Origin of the sequence: Streptomyces sp. JL2001, assembly GCF_050917515.1 — a bacterium.
GTDB lineage: Bacteria > Actinomycetota > Actinomycetes > Streptomycetales > Streptomycetaceae > Streptomyces.
Genome location: NZ_CP169421.1, coordinates 561,821 through 577,893, shown reverse-complemented (window position 1 = coordinate 577,893; position 16,073 = coordinate 561,821). Strand labels below are relative to the sequence as shown.

Annotated in this window: 14 protein-coding genes and 1 riboswitch; of the genes, 4 read left to right on the top strand and 10 right to left on the bottom strand. The window is 73.0% G+C overall.

Going from position 1 to position 16,073, the window contains the following annotated elements:
- Positions 1-37 precede the first annotated feature (37 nt).
- A complete protein-coding gene (locus tag ACE1OA_RS02660) occupies positions 38-904 on the bottom strand; it encodes a universal stress protein (RefSeq protein WP_384868922.1) in 867 nt (288 codons plus the stop codon).
- Positions 905-1,232: 328 nt separating this feature from the next.
- On the opposite strand from ACE1OA_RS02660, the gene ACE1OA_RS02655 reads away from it, so the two are divergent.
- Together ACE1OA_RS02655 and ACE1OA_RS02650 are read left to right on the top strand one after the other, a co-directional pair.
- Positions 1,233-1,568, top strand: a complete 336-nt coding sequence (locus tag ACE1OA_RS02655; protein ID WP_386540337.1) for an Hsp20/alpha crystallin family protein — start codon at positions 1,233-1,235, stop codon at positions 1,566-1,568.
- A gap of 100 nt (positions 1,569-1,668) precedes the next feature.
- Positions 1,669-2,283, top strand: a complete 615-nt coding sequence (locus ACE1OA_RS02650; RefSeq protein ID WP_432752161.1) for an Rv1733c family protein — start codon at positions 1,669-1,671, stop codon at positions 2,281-2,283.
- Positions 2,284-2,431: 148 nt separating this feature from the next.
- Here the strand turns inward: ACE1OA_RS02650 and pspAB are convergent, their stop codons facing one another.
- The 7 genes from pspAB to ACE1OA_RS02615 form a co-directional block, all read right to left on the bottom strand.
- Positions 2,432-3,010, bottom strand: a complete 579-nt coding sequence (pspAB, locus tag ACE1OA_RS02645) for a PspA-associated protein PspAB (RefSeq protein WP_432752160.1) — start codon at positions 3,008-3,010, stop codon at positions 2,432-2,434.
- Between the two features lie 19 nt (positions 3,011-3,029).
- Positions 3,030-3,956 (bottom strand): zinc metalloprotease HtpX, encoded by a 927-nt coding sequence (gene htpX / locus ACE1OA_RS02640; protein WP_432752159.1) that lies wholly within the window; start codon positions 3,954-3,956, stop codon positions 3,030-3,032.
- Positions 3,957-3,963: 7 nt separating this feature from the next.
- Entirely contained in the window at positions 3,964-4,242 is a 279-nt protein-coding gene (pspAA, locus tag ACE1OA_RS02635; protein WP_432752158.1) for a PspA-associated protein PspAA, read from the bottom strand.
- The gene (locus ACE1OA_RS02630; RefSeq protein ID WP_432752157.1) at positions 4,239-4,994 is read right to left on the bottom strand and encodes a PspA/IM30 family protein; all 756 of its coding nucleotides are present in this window, start codon (positions 4,992-4,994) and stop codon (positions 4,239-4,241) included. Before ACE1OA_RS02630 ends, pspAA begins: the two co-directional genes overlap by 4 nt.
- A gap of 503 nt (positions 4,995-5,497) precedes the next feature.
- Positions 5,498-5,779: a dsRBD fold-containing protein gene (locus tag ACE1OA_RS02625; RefSeq protein WP_141297010.1), complete on the bottom strand. Its 282-nt coding sequence runs from the start codon at positions 5,777-5,779 to the stop codon at positions 5,498-5,500.
- Positions 5,780-6,717: 938 nt separating this feature from the next.
- Positions 6,718-8,241, bottom strand: coding sequence for an acetaldehyde dehydrogenase ExaC (gene exaC / locus ACE1OA_RS02620; RefSeq protein ID WP_361309942.1), 1,524 nt, complete (start codon positions 8,239-8,241; stop codon positions 6,718-6,720).
- 45 nt (positions 8,242-8,286) lie between these two features.
- Complete coding sequence (locus tag ACE1OA_RS02615; RefSeq protein ID WP_432752156.1) at positions 8,287-9,618, bottom strand: GAF domain-containing protein; 1,332 nt, start codon at positions 9,616-9,618, stop codon at positions 8,287-8,289.
- 177 nt (positions 9,619-9,795) lie between these two features.
- Positions 9,796-9,900, top strand: a riboswitch (ZMP/ZTP riboswitch).
- Positions 9,901-9,928: 28 nt separating this feature from the next.
- On the opposite strand from ACE1OA_RS02615, the gene ACE1OA_RS02610 reads away from it, so the two are divergent.
- Positions 9,929-10,783, top strand: coding sequence for a bifunctional 5,10-methylenetetrahydrofolate dehydrogenase/5,10-methenyltetrahydrofolate cyclohydrolase (locus ACE1OA_RS02610; RefSeq protein WP_356605176.1), 855 nt, complete (start codon positions 9,929-9,931; stop codon positions 10,781-10,783).
- Positions 10,784-10,948: 165 nt separating this feature from the next.
- A complete protein-coding gene (locus tag ACE1OA_RS02605; protein WP_432752155.1) occupies positions 10,949-11,695 on the top strand; it encodes a hypothetical protein in 747 nt (248 codons plus the stop codon).
- 50 nt (positions 11,696-11,745) lie between these two features.
- Here ACE1OA_RS02605 and ACE1OA_RS02600 read toward each other — a convergent pair whose 3' ends face one another.
- Positions 11,746-13,059, bottom strand: coding sequence for an SWF or SNF family helicase (locus ACE1OA_RS02600; RefSeq protein ID WP_432752154.1), 1,314 nt, complete (start codon positions 13,057-13,059; stop codon positions 11,746-11,748).
- Positions 13,056-16,073 carry a DEAD/DEAH box helicase gene (locus ACE1OA_RS02595; protein ID WP_432752153.1) on the bottom strand — a complete coding sequence of 1,006 codons (3,018 nt, stop codon included), beginning with the start codon at positions 16,071-16,073 and terminating at the stop codon, positions 13,056-13,058. The genes ACE1OA_RS02600 and ACE1OA_RS02595 overlap by 4 nt, the downstream gene beginning before the upstream one ends.

The window sequence follows — 16,073 nt, the reverse complement described above, 5'->3', positions numbered from 1 at the left end:
GCGCACCGTCGCGATCAGCTCCTTCAGCGGGGTCGGCTCAGTCATGGGGGACGACGGCGACAGGGCAGCGCGCGTGGTGCAGGGCGGCATGGGCTACAGGACCGAGGCGTGGTGCGAGGGCGGGACGGTGCGTGCGCCGGCCGACGACCAGCAGATCGGCTCCCTCGGCAGCGCGCACGACAGCCTCGGCAGGGCTTGCGAGGCGGATCGCGTCGACCGGCTCCACGCCGGGGAACTTCTCGCGCCAGCGGCGAAGGACCTGAGCCAGCTGCTTCCGCGCTTCCTCCGTGATCTCCTTGGCGACGTCATGATCCACGCCCCAAGGGGTGTGCGCGTGGAGCGGCAGACTTCGGCCGTGGACGACCTGGAGGGGCACCCCGCGGGCCGCGGCGGCCTCGAAGGCGAAGGCGAGCAGGTCGTCGCAGGGGCCGTGCAGCTTCAGCGCGACCACGACGCTACGAGGGTCGGGGGACGAGCCCCGCTCGCGGGCCTCGGGACGGACCAGGACAACGGGCCGCGTGGCCCGGGCCACGACGGCCATGCTGACGGAGCCGAGGAAGTAGCTCTCGGAGGAAGTCAGGCCGCGCGAACCCAGCACAGTCAGCTCGGACTCGGCCGCCGCCTTCAGCAGGGCGTCCTGCGCGTCGTCGGCGACCAGGTTGCCGACGATCAGGAGGCCCGGGTGGCGGGCCTGGAGTTCCGCCTGCGCCTGGTGCACGAGCCGCTTCGCCCAGTAGTTCTGATCAATCTCTGATGCGGCGCGGACCGGCTCGGGCGCGAGCATGGGCCAGGCATGCATCAGGCGCAGAGTGACCTTGCGCCGCTCCGCCTCGTCGGCGGCCCAATGAGCGGCCGCCATGCTCTCGGGCGAGCCGTCCAGGCCGACCGTGACGACTGGCTCCATGGCAACTGCCTCACTCTCTCGAACGACGCGGCAGGAAGGGACGCGCAAGCGTCGGCGACCGAGGGCCGAAGCACGCCCCTTCCTCTCCTTCGAGGAGTACCCCAGATCGTCCTGCCGCGCATGTGGGCCGCGACGTGACCCGACTCGGGAACGCTGTGACGTTGCAGCTGTGCGCCGGAGGGGCCGGTAGGTCCCTGGAAGCCGTGCCCGTTCGGCCCCATCTCGGGCCCGTCCGGCACTCGGAGAGCGCGCCGACGGGCGCCAGGGTGGGGATGACAGGTGGATCCACGACGCAAGGAGCGAACGATGGCACGCCATCCCTACCGAGGTGACGAGCGGCGAGGGACGGTACGTGCTCAAGGCGGAGCTGCCCGGCGTGGACCCGGACGAGGACATCACGATCACGGTGGACGGCGACGTGCTCAGGGTCAGCGCCGAGCACGAGGAGAGCAGCGAGACGAAGGACCACTCCGAGATCCACTACGGCTCCTTCGAGCGCGCGGTGCGCCTGCCGGAGGTGATCGACCCCGAGGACGTGAAGGCCGAGTACGCCGACGGCGTCCTCACCGTCAGCCTCGCCCTCCGGCAGCCCCAGGAGAGCCGCTCCCGCACCGTTCCCGTGACCCGTGCAAGGGGAGCCGACGAAGCGGAATCCGCCTCATGAAGCCCGGCCAGGTCCCGGATCCACCCCTCGGGGCCGAAACCACCGCACCCCGCTGAGCCCGTGCGGGCCCGGTGGGAGCCGTCCCACCTGGAGGCCCGTCATGCGCGACGGAGCGACACCGCCCCCCGGGCAGCCGCAGCGGCCCTGGCACGACGGCCGCAACGGCGACCCTGCCGGTCCGGACGCCAACTCCCTGCGCCGCCCCTGCGACCGGACCCGCACCCGCTGGCACGTCGGCCTCGCCCTCGCCACGCTCATCGCCTTGATCTGCGGCGTGATTGCGGGTGCCCGCATGTGGAGCGACGCGGCACGAACCGCCCGCGACGAGGCAGGCCACCGCCACGAGACCACCCTCGCCCGCGCCAACGGCTCGTCGACGGCGGCCCGCTTCGCCACACCCCCCGTACTCGTCGACGCCTCCTGGCGCGCCCCCGACGGCACACTGCGCACCGGCAAGGTTCCCGTCCAGCCCCATACCGCCGAAGGCTCCACGAAGACGATCTGGGTCGACGACGCCGGGGCGGCCACCCGCGCCCCGCGCAGCACGGCCGAAGGACAGTTCGGCGCCGTTGCCGGCGGCACCCTCGTCGCCGGGACGCTCGCCCTGACCGCCGCCGGCGTGGTCGGCCTGCGCCTGCGGCGCACCGAGGCCGCCACCCTGGACGAATGGGACAGCGAATGGGCCGTCGTGGAACCACTGTGGACCCACCGTTGACGTACCTGAACCGGGCCGGAGCCATGGCCGTCGTGTGGTGTCCGCGACATCGGCCGTCAGCACTGCACCGTCGGGGTGCGGCCAGCCCTCAGGACGGGCATCGGCCTCTGTCACGTGGGAACCTTCCTCGATCGGACAGGCTCGCCCCTCATAGGCCGGGGGCGCCCCAGAGCGGGAACCAGCGGGTCAGGTCCTGCTCGATCCGTAGATCGTCCTCGATCACAGCCTTGACCTGGAGTTCCAGCGGATTGTCGCGCCTGTCTCCGGGCAGCGGAGCGAACGGGTAGAAGGTGCCGCGCTTGTAGAGATAGACGAGCGCGAGGGAACGCAGCTCGGCGTCGTGGAAGGTGACCAGGGAGCAGAGCAGCTGTGGACCGAAGCCGCTGTCCTGAAGGGCGGTGTTCACCGCGTGCAGGTCGTTGACCAGGCTGGTCAGGTTGCCGGGGTCGCGGCGGGAGAGCAGCCACGAATATCCGTAGGTGTCGCGGCTGAACTCCACCGGCGCGTCACCGCGTTCGAAGTCCGCACCGAGGAGGGCACGTACCTCCTGCTGGACCTGTGCGAACGCCCCGCCCTCGATGGCGGCGAAGCAGACCGAGCCCGCTCCGGTCGGGGTGAAGCCGACGGCTGCCTGAAGGGTGATCGCCGCTGAGGGGAGACCGAAGAGCTGGTCCAGGTCAGGCTTCACTGGCTTGCTCCGGCCGAACAGGACGTCCAGGAATCCCATGGGTACCAGCTCCTTCTCCTCACGCCCCGGCGTGCGGTTCGCCGCCTGCCTCGCCCAGCCGCGCGGAGATGTCCGCGAGTGCCTCGATACGGCGTTCCAGGGTGGGGTGGGTGGAGAACAGGTGCGCCACGGTCGTGCCGGGCCCGAGGGCGGGGGTGAAGAAGAACGCGTTGAACGCCTGCGCGGTGCGCAGGTCCCGGGTGGGGATACGGGCGATGTCGCCGCTGACCTTGGTCAGCGCCGACGCCAGGACGGACGGCTTTCCGGTCAGCCTGGCCGCGGCGCGGTCGGCGGCCAGTTCGCGATACCGGGACAGGGCCCGGATGAGCAGGAAGCTGATGGCGTAGACGAGGGCGGAGACCGTCATCACGGCCATGAAGACGACGGCGGTGTTCTGGTCGCGCTGGTCGCGTCCTCCGAACAGCTGGGAGTAGAAGGCGAAGCGGACGACGAGTCCGGCGATCACGCCCAGGAACGAGGCGATGGTGATCACGGCGACATCGCGGTGTGCGACGTGGGAGAGCTCGTGGGCGAGGACGCCTTCGAGTTCCTCGGTCTCGAGACGGCGCATGAGGCCGGTGGTCACGCAGACGACGGCGTTGTCGGCGTTGCGGCCGGTGGCGAACGCGTTGGGCAGGTCCATGTCGGAGACGGCGACCCGGGGTTTGGGCATGTCCGCGGTGGCGCACAGCCGGTCGATGACCCCGTGCAACCGCGGCTGCTCCTCGGGTGTGACGAGGCGGCCGTGCATGGCGTACAGGGCGATCCGGTCGGAGTACCAGAACTGCACGCCCAGCAGCGCCGCGGCGATGATGACCACCAGGACGACGGACTTGAGCAGCACGATCAGCGCGGCGATGAACGCCACGTACACCAGCCCGAGCAGGAACATCGTGACCACCATGCGGGCGGTCAGCTGCCGGTCGGGCTCGAAGCGGCTGCGCATCACACACTCATCCCGGGATCAGGCCCTCGTCGGAGAGCAACTCGCTCACCCGCGCGAGACTGGTGCCCTCATCGGGAAGTACGAGTTCCGACGGAGTGATCCGCTCGTCCGGCACCCGTGTGCCGAGGCTGCGCACCGCGTCCAGCAGGGCCGACAGGGCGGAGGCGAACGCCGCCTCGTCGCCCGCGGTAGCGGCCGCCTGCAGGGCGGAGTCCAGTTCATTGAGGTGATCGAGGTGTTCTTCGGCGATCTCGTACTGGCCCTCGCCGAGAATCCGCGTGATCATGACCTCTCCTTCCCCTCGGGGCCCTCCACCGCCGCGGGGCCGGTGGACGCCGGGAGCGCCGCCTTCATCCGGGCCAGCTCGGTCTCCACGTCGCTTCCCGCGCTGACGCGCTCGAGTTCGGCCTGGATGTCGTCACGGCCGGCCGGCAGCGTGGCGTCGTCCAGCGCGCCGGAGGCGATCAGCTCGTCCAGCGCACCGGCTCGCGCCTGAAGCTGCTCGGTCTTGTCCTGCGCGCGTTGCATTGCCAGGCCCACATCGCCCATCTCCTCGCCGATGCCGGTGACCGCCTCGGTGATGCTGGTCTGGGCCTCGGCGGCGGTGTAGGTGGCCTTGATCGTCTCCTTACGGGTACGGAACGCCTCCACCTTCGCCTCCAGACGCTGCGCCGCCAGCGTCAGCTTCTCCTCCTGGTCCTTCAGCGACGCCTGCTGTCCCTCCAGATCGGTGATCTGCGAGTCCACTGCCGTACGCCGGGTCAGCGCCTCACGGGCCAGATCCTCACGCCCCATGGCAAGTGCCTGTTCCGCCTGGCCCTGGAGCTTGCCCGTGGACTGCCGCAACTGGTTCACCTGCAGCTCGACCCGCTTGCGGCTGGTCGCCACATCGGCCACGCCACGTCGCACTCTCTGCAGCATCTCGCGCTGCTGCTCGTAGGAGTCGTCCAGAACCTCGCGGGGGTCCTCGGCCTTGTCCAGCGCCTTGTTCGCCTTGATCCGGAACAGGGTGGCGATGCGTTGGGTGATGCTGGTCATGGCGACCGCCTTCCTCGATGCCGCGGGTCAACCACCGGAACGCGCCTCTTCCATTGTCCGGGTGCTTCACCGCCCCGGCAGCTTGATCGTGTTCCGTGCGGGTTGTCGTGGGTGGCGGCCCACCCCCGGCCCGGGGAGCCCGAGCCGGCTGCCCAGCGGAGACACGGAGTGGGATGCCGTATGTCTCGGTGAACAGTGCCAACAGGAAGGCGTGGGAGGTGCCCATGACCTGACAGAGCCGGGCGAGAGTCACGGCGTCGACGGCACGGGACGACGACTCCACGCACCTTGGCGCCATGGCTGCCCGGTCTGCCGGGTCCCTGCGAGTAGGACCGGGCGGTTGCCTGCGCCGGGCCACTCGTCGGCCGATGTCTCCGAGCCGGGCCCGGCGGTGATGGCAGTCCCCGCCGCCTGCGTGCTTTATGAGCACCCTCCCCTCCCTGAGGGCCGGACGCCGCCGCGATGAGCGGACAGCCGGCCGCCGAGGGGCGCAGCCATGACGGTCATCCTTGCAGCGGCGGTTCGTTGGCGGCGGCATCGGCCGTGCCGAAGCGCAGCAGTTGGTGGCCGAGGTCGACCAGGGCGCGTCCTGCCGCGTATTCGTCGCCGATTTCGGGCGCGGGAGGGTCGTGCGGGTTGCGGTGGGCTTCGGTGCGGCTCTCCAGCCGGTTGTCACCGGTGTCGAGGACGGCGTGCACCTTCGTGACGTCGCCTTCCTCGAAGAGGTCCACGCGCAGGGTCCACGTCTTGGTACGCGTCGGCGTGTTCGTCGTCTCATCGTTCATGTCCAGTCCTGTCCTCTGAGGGGGACGGTGAGGTTTTCGTCCCGGGGGGATGGCCGAGTCATGCCGGAACAGCCGCCCGCTGTCAGGGCCCGTCGGTGCGGTGACCTCTGGTGGGGACGGGAACCACCTTCTTCGTCCGGGGTCCGTATCTCCAGCGTGAACGAGGCCGAGACTGTTGGACATGGGCCGCCCGGCCCAATGCGGGGCGGCGGTCGGACGCGGTCCGTGTGCGCCGTCGACTCGGTCGCCGCCGTCCGCTGTGGCCCGGCAGTGGCGCTCCCGTCCCGTTCCGCCCGCTCGCGAAGGAACGGTGGGACAGCGGCCACCGGGAGTGGGCAGTCGGGGACATGGCGGATTCGCCGAGGCGGATTCAGCCTGGTCGTCGGGGCAGCGACGGGGCCGTTCGGCCTTGGTGCCGGGTGGGGGCGGGAGTACCGTGGAAATTGGCCTGCAGGGCAAGCGAGGGAGTTCGACCGGATGGCCCCGGGTGACGGGCGGAGGCTCCGCGCGGGGCGTTCGTCGACGGTCGGGCTGAGAGGCTGGAAGGTCTGTGAGACCGGAAGACGACCTCCATCACCTGATCCGGACAATGCCGGCGCAGGGAGCCCACCTTGCGGGTTTCGTCTGCCAGCACGACATTGCTGTGAGTCGCGTTCAGCGACGGGACGGCGACAAGGGACGGCGGAGCGTCCGAAGGGCTTCGCCGAGCGCCCGCGCATGCCGCTTCGGTCATGGCTTGTCCGACCGTGTCAGTCGGGGTGCCACCCCCTCAGCCGGACCGGACTTGGACCGGAAATAGACCGGAAGAGCTGGTCAGGAGTGGGATGGCGGTGGGAAAGACTGGGAGTTGCACCGCATGACCCATCTCGCGCTGGCCGACGGGACCGGTGGGCGCCTGCCTGGGTAAAAGCCCAGGTCAGGCGCCCTTTCTTGTACCCCTAGAAGAAGCCGAGCTTCTTCGGCGAGTAGCTCACCAGCAGGTTCTTCGTCTGCTGGTAGTGGTCGAGCATCATCTTGTGCGTCTCGCGCCCGATGCCCGACTGCTTGTAGCCGCCGAACGCCGCGTGCGCCGGATAGGCGTGGTAGCAGTTCGTCCAGACGCGGCCCGCCTGGATCGCGCGCCCCGCGCGGTACGCGGTGTTGGCGTCGCGCGTCCACACGCCGGCGCCGAGGCCGTAGAGCGTGTCGTTCGCCGTGGCGATCGCGTCGTCGAAGTCGGTGAAGGAGGTGACCGCGACGACCGGGCCGAAGATCTCCTCCTGGAAGACCCGCATCCGGTTGTCGCCCTCGAAGATCGTCGGCTGCACGTAGTAGCCGCCCGCCAGCTCGCCGTCGTACTCGACGCGGCTGCCGCCGGTCAGGATCTTGGCGCCCTCCTGCTGGCCGATGTCCAGGTACGAGAGGATCTTCTGGAGCTGGTCGTTGGAGGCCTGGGCGCCGATCATCGTGTCGGTGTCCAGGGGGTGGCCCGGCACGATCTTCTCCGTGCGGACGACCGCCGCCTCCAGGAACTCCCCGTAGTGGCCGCGCTGGACCAGGGCCCGGGACGGGCAGGTGCACACCTCGCCCTGGTTGAGGGCGAACATGGTGAACCCTTCGAGGGCCTTGTCGCGGAAGTCGTCGTCCGCCGCCCACACGTCGTCGAAGAAGATGTTCGGCGACTTGCCGCCCAGCTCCAGCGTCACCGGCTTGATGTTCTCCGAGGCGTACTGCATGATCAGCCGCCCCGTCGTGGTCTCCCCGGTGAAGGCGATCTTCGCGACGCGCGGCGAGGACGCCAGCGGCTTGCCCGCCTCCGCGCCGAAGCCGTTGACGATGTTGACCACGCCCGGCGGCAGCAGGTCCGCGATCAGGCTCATCCAGAAGTGGACGGACACCGGGGTCTGTTCGGCCGGCTTCAGGACCACCGCGTTGCCGGCCGCGAGCGCCGGGGCCAGCTTCCAGACCGCCATCAGGATCGGGAAGTTCCACGGGATGATCTGCGCGACCACGCCGAGCGGTTCGTGGAAGTGGTAGGCGACGGTGTCGTCGTCGATCTCGCTGAGCGCGCCCTCCTGGCCCCGCAGCGCCCCCGCGAAGTAGCGGAAGTGGTCGACGGCCAGCGGGATGTCCGCCGCCAGCGTCTCGCGCACCGGCTTGCCGTTCTCCCAGCTCTCGGCGACCGCCAGTTCCTCCAGGTGCGACTCCATCCGGTCGGCGATCCGCAGCAGGACGTTGGACCGCTCGGTCGGGGACGTGCGGCCCCACGCCGGGGCCGCCGCGTGGGCCGCGTCCAGGGCCCGCTCGACGTCCTCGGCGGTGCCGCGGGCGACCTCGGTGAAGGGACGGCCGTCGACCGGGCTCGGGTTCTCGAAGTACCGGCCGAGGGCCGGGGCGACGAACTCACCGCCGATCCAGTGGTCGTAGCGGGACTGGTACGACATGATCGCGCCCTCGGTACCGGGTGCGGCGTAACGGGTCATGGACAGGGCCTCCCTCGGACCGCGCCGGCCGTCCCTGGCCGGCGCTCACCGCCGAGTCTGCGGACCCCGACGTTGCAACCGCGTTGCGCCCCCGACGGGCCCGCCCGCGAGACCGGCCGGGCCCGCCAGGCCGTCCGCTCCCCGGGAGAGTTCCTCGTCCAGCGCGGTCAGCCGGGCCAGCACGGGCGGCCGCTGAGCCGCCGGAACCGCCGCCGACAGGGCCCGCCACATCTCCACGTCGTCCTCGCCCCAGGCGCTGTACGTCCAGTCGGCGAGCAGCGCCGGGTCGCCCCGGTCCAGCAGCGCCGCCCGCAGCCGGTCCGTCAGCCGCTCCCGCAGCCGTACGACCCCCGGCGCGTGGGAGCCGGGCAGCAGCGGCCCCGCGTACTCGCCGAGCGCCGCCGCGAGCGCGCCCGAACGCAGCCGCCGGTCCACCGTCGCGAAGTCCGCGTCCACCGCCGCCGCCAGCCGGTACGGGCGGGAACGCAGCAGCTCCGGGCCGAGCAGTCCGCGCAGCCGCGACAGTTCGGCGCGCAGCGTGACCGGGGTGATGGACTCGTCCTCGTACAGCCGCACCAGGAGTTCGTCTCCGCTCACTCCCTCCGGGTGGTGGGCGAGCACCACCAGGATTTCGCTGTGGCGGCGGCTCAGCCGCAGCCTGCGGCCCGCCGCCGTCAGCACCGCCTCGTCCCGGCCGAGCGCGGCGAGCCGGATCCGGTCCGCCGCGGGAGCGGGCCCCGCCAGCGCCAGCTGGGACTCCGCGGCCCGCGCCACCGCCTGCACGAACGCCAGGCTGTGCGGATGGCCCAGCCGGTCCCCACCGGTGATGTCCACCGCGCCCAGCAGGCGCCCGGTGTGCGGATCGTGCACGGGAGCGGCGGCGCAGGTCCAGGCCTGCACCGGCCGCTGGAAGTGCTCGGCGGTGAACACCTGCACCGGACGGTCCACGGCGATCGCGGTCCCCGGCGCGTTCGTCCCGGCCGCCGACTCCGACCAGCGGGCGCCCGCGACGAAGTTCATCGCCCGGGCCCGGCGCAGCGTCCCCGGGTGCCCCTCCACCCACAGCATCCGGCCCGACGCGTCGCAGACGGCCAGCAGGTGCTCCCCGTCCGTCGCGTACGCACCCATCAGCTCCCGGATCACCGGCATCGCGGCGGCCAGCGGATGGCCCTCCCGGTGTCCGGCGAGCTCCTCGTCGTCCAGCTCGACGCCGGCGAGTCCGTCCGGACTGACCCGGGCCCGTGCCGAGCGGCGCCAGGACTCGGCGACCAGCGGCCGTACCGGCGGGAGCTCCATCCGGCCGCGCGTCGTGAACGCCTCGTGCGCCCGGCGCACCGCTCCGGCGTCCGGTTCCGCCGCCACCCACGCATCGCTCAACTCGGCCTCCCCGGTGAGGTCGTCGGTCCCGTGCCGTCATCGTGGTCCGTGCGCGGGCCGCCCACAAGCGTCCCGACGCCCCGGCATATGCGCCCTGACCGGACCGCGCCCTCCGGTGCCTCGCACCGTCCGCCTCCCCGGTCCCCGTATCCCGGCCCATGGCCTCACGTACAGTGGTGCGCGGGCCGTGACTGGCGCTTGAGGTGGATCACCACCGGGGAGCGGTCCCGTGGACACCGCGCACCCGCGCGGACCGCGCTGCCGTGCGCCTGGGCGAACACCGGTCATCGACGACGCCCAGGAGTGGCCCATGTCCACCAGCACCGCCTCCCTCATGGACGGCACCACGCTCGCCCGCCGCACGGTCGAGGAGACCGCGGCACGTGCCGCGGAGGTCACCCGCCGCACCGGGGTCACGCCCTGCCTCGCCACCGTGCTCGTCGGCGCCGATCCCGCCTCCGTCACCTACGTGAAGATGAAGCAGAACCGCTGCGCGAAGGCCGGAATCCGCTCCCGCCACGTCGAGCTGCCCGCCGAGACGACGACCGGGGAACTCGTCGCCGCGATCACCGCGCTCTCCGACGACCCCGAGGTCCACGGCATCCTGCTGCAGCACCCCGTCGGGCCGCACATCGACGAGCGCGCCGCCTTCGAGGCCATCGCCCCGGAGAAGGACGTGGACGGCGTGACCATGGCGTCCTTCGCCGCGATGGGCTTCGGACTGCCCGGCTTCGTCTCCTGCACCCCCGGCGGCATCATGCGCCTCCTCGACGCGTACGAGGTGGCCCTCAGCGGCAAGCGGGCGGTCGTCGTCGGCCGTTCGGCGATCCTCGGCAAGCCGGCGGGCCTCCTGCTGCTCGGCCGGGATGCCACCGTCACGTACTGCCACTCCCGCACCACCGACCTCTCGTCGGTCGTCCGCGAGGCCGACGTCCTCGTGGCGGCCGTCGGCAAGCCGAACTTCATCAAGGGCGAGGACATCAAGCCGGGCGCGGTCGTGGTCGACGCCGGCTACAACCCCGGCAACGTCGGGGACGTCGACTTCGCGTCGGCCGCCGAGCGCGCCTCCCTCATCACCCCGGTACCGGGCGGCGTCGGCCCGATGACGATCGCCGTGCTGCTCGCCCAGACCGTCGAGGCGGCGGAGCGGCAGCTGGGCCTGTAGGTCCCGCCCGGGCCGATCCCCGGGACCGCCGGGCTTGATCGACGGGACACCCTCCCGCACACTTGCCGCCACGGCGAACAGCCCGTACGGAACCGCGGATTGTCACGGTTCCGTACGGGCCGTGCTTCAACTCGCCTTCAATGAGCGTGAGATGACGGAAAGGAGGTGACGCTGGTCACCATGGTCCCGCTCTCCGCCGACCGGTCGTCACCCCTCCGGTACCTCCTCGTCCCGCTCCTGGTCCTGTCGGCCGTCGCCCTCGTGGCGGCGGCCCTGGTCGCGAGCCGTGACGGAGGCCGTGACGCGCGACCGGGGGACGCCACCCGGCTCGGTGCGCCCGGCGAGGCCCGGACCACCCAGGCCGCCGGACGCCGGCCCGCACCCCAGGGCGGGATCGCGACCTCCCGGAGCCCCTCCCGCGTCCCCGCCACCACACCCGCACCGGCACGAACCCGGCCGCGCGGCACCACGCCCACCCCGCGGCCCTCCCGCAGCCCGTCGCCGGCGGCGTCGCCCGTGCCCTTCGACCGGCTCCGGGCGGGGGAGTGCTTCGACATCGACCGGTCCGCGCCCGGCACCGTCACCCGGCGCTCCTGCGTCCGGCCCCACGACGCCCAGGTCGTGGCCGTACTCCGGCTGACCGGGGACCACGACTCCGACGAGGCCGTGCGCGACGCGGCCGCGGCGCTCTGCCGCGACCTCCTGCGCCGCAAGGCCGCCGACCAGCCGCGCGGCACCCGCTGGACCACCTTCGTCCAGTACCCGTTCCGCACCAGCTACCTGCTCGGCACCGACACCGTGACCTGCAGCCTCGCGGTGAACGCCGGTACCGGGTCCGGGACGGGCGACGAGACCGACACCGGGGACGACGCCACGGCGGCCGTACGCAAGCTGACGGCGCCGCTCCTGTGACGGCCCGCCCCTGATCCCCGCCCCTCACCCGCCGCCGGCGCCCGCCGGTCTCAGTCGTCACCCGCCGCGAGCACCGCGGCCAGCGCCGCCGCCGGGTCGGAGTCCGACGGACCCGCCGGAACCCACCGGTCCCGTTCCTTGCGGCACGCCCACCAGCGGCCGTCCTGGGCGAGTCGCAGCTGGGCCTCCGCGCCGACCACCGTCCAGCGGCCGGCCCCGGCCGGGCGCAGCACCGGCCTCGGTCCGGCACCCTCCCACGCCTGCGCGAGCTGCGCCTTCGCCCGGGCGAGCACCTCCGGTTCCGGCTCCCACTCCTCCTCCAGGGCGGCCAGGGCGGGAGCGCCGCCCACCCGCCACGCCCGCGCGGCGGGCTCCAGATCGGTCCGCCGGCGCCCGGACCCGGCGGCCAGCCGAGCCGCGATCGACGACGTCGGCGTCCCGGTCGCGACCAGCCGCACCGCGTCCTGACCAAGCGTCAGGTTCGGCTCCACGGGCTGCCGTTCGTGCCCCGGCGTCAGCGCCGCCGCCAGCATCCGGTGGGCCCGGGAGGCCGCGTCGGCCGCCAGGAACTCCAGCGCCGCCGCGTCGACACCCGGTTCCGGGTCCGTCTCGGTGTCGAGCGACGGCGGCTCGCCCGGGTCCGACGGCAGCGTGGGCGGCGCCGGCAACGGCGGCAGGATGTCCCGCGCGGCGAACGCCTCACGCGCGGACACCCCCGCGGAGGGGTCATCCGGCCCGTCCGTCCCGGCCCCCGTCCCCGTCGCACGTGACGCGCTGCGCTCCTGGAGCTCGTCCAGCACCGCCCGCTCGCCCCGCCCCCGCATCAGCAGCAGGACGAAGGGGTCCTCGTCCAGCAGCCGCGCCACCTGGTAGCACAGCGCGGCCGTGTGCGGGCAGTGGTCCCAGGCCTCGCAGCCGCACTCCGGCTCCAGGTCGCCGATGCCCGGGAGGAGTTCGAGCCCGGCCGCCGCCGCGTCCTCGACCAGGTGCGGAGGCATGTCACGGTCGAGCAGCGCCGCGATGTGCCCCGCGCTGTCCACCGCCAGGTCCAGCAACCGGTCCCAGCCCTCCTCCGACAGCTCCTGCAGCAGCACGTCACTGCGGTAGGCGGTGCCGTCCCGGTCCTTGACCACCGCGGTGATCCGGCCCGGGCGCACCGACACGGCGCCCACCGCGCCCTCGCGCGCGTGGCGGCGCCCCTGCTTCAGCTGCTGGTTGTCGAGCGCGGTGTCCTCCAGCGCCTTCAGCCACGCCCGGCCCCACCACGTCCGGGCGAACGCGGAACCGCGCGCCGGCGGCAGCGCCGCGAAGGTCCGCTCCTCGTCGTGCCGGCCTGCCGTGCCGTCGGTCCCGTACCCGCTCATCGTCCGTCCCCTCGCAGCTGGACCAGGTCCGCCAGTTCGGCGTCCGTCAGCTCGGTCAGTGCCGCCTCGCCGGCGCCGAGCACGGCGTCGGCCAACTCCCGCTTGCGGACCAGCATGTCGGCGATGCGGTCCTCGATGGTGCCCTCGGCGATCAGCCGGTGGACCTGGACCGGCTGGGTCTGCCCGATGCGGTAGGCCCGGTCGGTCGCCTGCGCCTCCACCGCGGGATTCCACCAGCGGTCGTAGTGCACGACGTGACCGGCCCGGGTGAGGTTGAGACCGGTGCCCGCGGCCTTCAGCGACAGCAGGAACACGGGCACCTCGCCGTCCTGGAAGCGGGCGACCATCGCCTCACGCTCGGCGACCGGTGTTCCGCCGTGCAGGAACTGCGTCCGCACGCCCCGGGCCGCCAGGTGCCGTTCGAGCAGCCGCGCCATCTGCACGTACTGGGTGAAGACCAGCACGCTCGCGTCCTCGGCGAGGATCGTGTCCAGCAGCTCGTCCAGCAGCTCCAGCTTCCCCGAGCGGCCCTCGATCAGGGGACGCTCCTCCTTCAGGTACTGGGCCGGGTGGTTGCAGATCTGTTTGAGGCCGGTCAGCAGTTTCACGACCAGACCGCGCCGTTCCATGCCGTCGGCCTGGGCGATCGCCGCGAGGGTCTCGCGCACCACCGCCTCGTACAGGCCCGCCTGTTCCTTCGTCAGGGAGACGGCGCGGTCGGTCTCGGTCTTCGGCGGCAGCTCGGGGGCGATGCCGGGGTCCGACTTCCGCCGGCGCAGCAGGAACGGGCGGACCAGCGAAGCGAGCCGTTCCGCGGCGGCCGGGTCCCGGCCGCCCTCGACGGCGGAGGCGTACCGGGACCGGAAGGCGCCGAGCCGGCCGAGGAGGCCGGGTGTCGTCCAGTCGAGGATCGCCCACAGCTCGGAGAGGTTGTTCTCCACGGGCGTTCCGGACAGTGCGACGCGCGCCTTGGTGCCGATCGTGCGGAGCTGCTTCGCGGTGGCGGAGTACGGGTTCTTGACGTGCTGGGCCTCGTCCGCCACGACCAGACCCCAGGCAGGGGCGGCGAGTCGCGCCGTGTCCAGCCGCATGGTGCCGTAGGTGGTGAGGACGAACTCGCCGTCCGCGAGCCCCTCCAGACCGCGGGCCGCGCCGTGGAAGCGGCGTACGGGGGTGCCCGGCGCGAACCGTTCGATCTCGCGCTGCCAGTTGCCCATGAGCGAGGTCGGGCAGACGACGAGCGTGGGTCCGGCGGCGGAAGGGTCGGTCTGCCGGTGCAGGTGGAGGGCGATGAGGGTGATCGTCTTGCCGAGTCCCATGTCGTCGGCGAGGCAGCCGCCGAGACCCAGGGAGGTCATCCGGTGGAGCCAGTTCAGGCCGCGCAGCTGGTAGTCGCGGAGCGTCGCGGCGAGCGCCGCGGGCTGGGCGACCTCCTGCCGGCCGCCCTCCGGATCGGCCAGCCGGGCGCGCAGCTGTTCCAGCGCGCCGGTCGCCCGGACCTCGACGCGGCGGCCGGCGACCTCGGTGGTGCCGGTCAGGACGGCGCCGAGCGCGTCGACCGGGGTGATCTTGTGGTCCTGCGCGGCGCGCGCACGCCGGAGTTCGGCGGGGTCGATCAGGACCCACCGGTCCCGCAGCCTGACCAGTGGGCGGGCGGACTCGGCCAGCCGGTCCAGCTCCGCGCGGGACAGCTCCCGGTCGCCCAGCGCGAAGCGCCAGTTGAAGGCGAGCAGGGCGTCGGCGGACAGGAACGACGGGAGTCCGGAGAGTCCGGCCCCCGGCTCGCCGCCGTTCGTGCCCGCGGCGTCCTGGCCGGCCTCGCGGGCCGGGTCGTCCGGTGGCCCGATCACCGCGGTCGTCGTGAGCCGGTGGGCCAGTTCGCGCGGCCAGTGGATCCGTACGCCGGTGGCGGCGAGGGCCCGGGCGGCCGGACCGAGGAGTTCCGTGACCTCCTCGTCCGCCAGTTCCACGGCGTCCGGGACCGCCGCTGAGAGCAGCGGGGCCAGCGGAGGCCAGGCGCGGGCGGCGCGGCGCAGGGCGAGGAGGGCGTCCAGCCGGGCGCGCGGGCCGAACGCGGCGCCGGACGAGCCCGATCCGGCCCAGATCTCGGCCGCGTCGGCGGCGAGCGCGGGATCGGCGACGCTGTGGATCTGCAGCACCGCCCGGAAGGCCGGCGCCTCCGGCCCCTCGGACGGCGAGCCGTCGGACGCGTCGGAGCCCTCCACCGGCGCGCCGAGCCCGGGCAGTTCGATGCGCAGGGAGAGGCGTACGCCCGCGTCGTGGCCGGCGGCCACGTCGGCCGCCCACGCCCGCTGACCGGGCAGCGTCTGCGGCTCGGGAGCGGCGAAGGCGGGGCCGCCGGCGGCGAGCGGCGCGGCCGGCGTACGGGGCAGCGTGTCGGCGACGGCGTCGACGAACGCACGCAGCAGACCCTCCGGCTCGGGCAGCCGCAGGGCGTCCGGGCCGTCCGCCGGCACCGTCGTGTGCACCGGCCCGGGCAGCGGTACCGCGTGGGCGGACGGCGGCATCGAGGCGGCCAGCGTGCGCAGGGCCGAGACCTCCTCGGGGCCGAGGGGGCCGGCCCGCCAGGCGTCGCGGTCGGTCGGGGTGAGACCGGGCAGGACGAGCCCCCGGGCGACGAACCCGAGGGCGAGCAGGGCGGCGGCGCCCCAGAAGGCGGTGGACGGCGAGGCGTGGTCGTGCCGCCGGGCCCGGGTCAGCAGCGGCAGGGCCTCCCGAACGGGCAGGACCAGTGCCGGCACCGTGCGGGTGTCGAGACCCTCGGTGACCACAGTCACCTCGGTCACCCCGGTCGGCCCGCCCTCGGTCACCCGTGGGTCCGTGTCCTTCCGGTCCTCCTGCGTCTCCTGCGCCCCCTGAGCCTCCCGATCCGCCCGCGTGTTCTCGTTCCCCTCCGGCGACCAGAAGGCGATCCGGCCTTCGCGCGGGGGGTCGGCGGGCAGGAAGACGGCGGAACGGCGGGCGAGTTCATCGGGGCTCTGCGACAGCGTCAA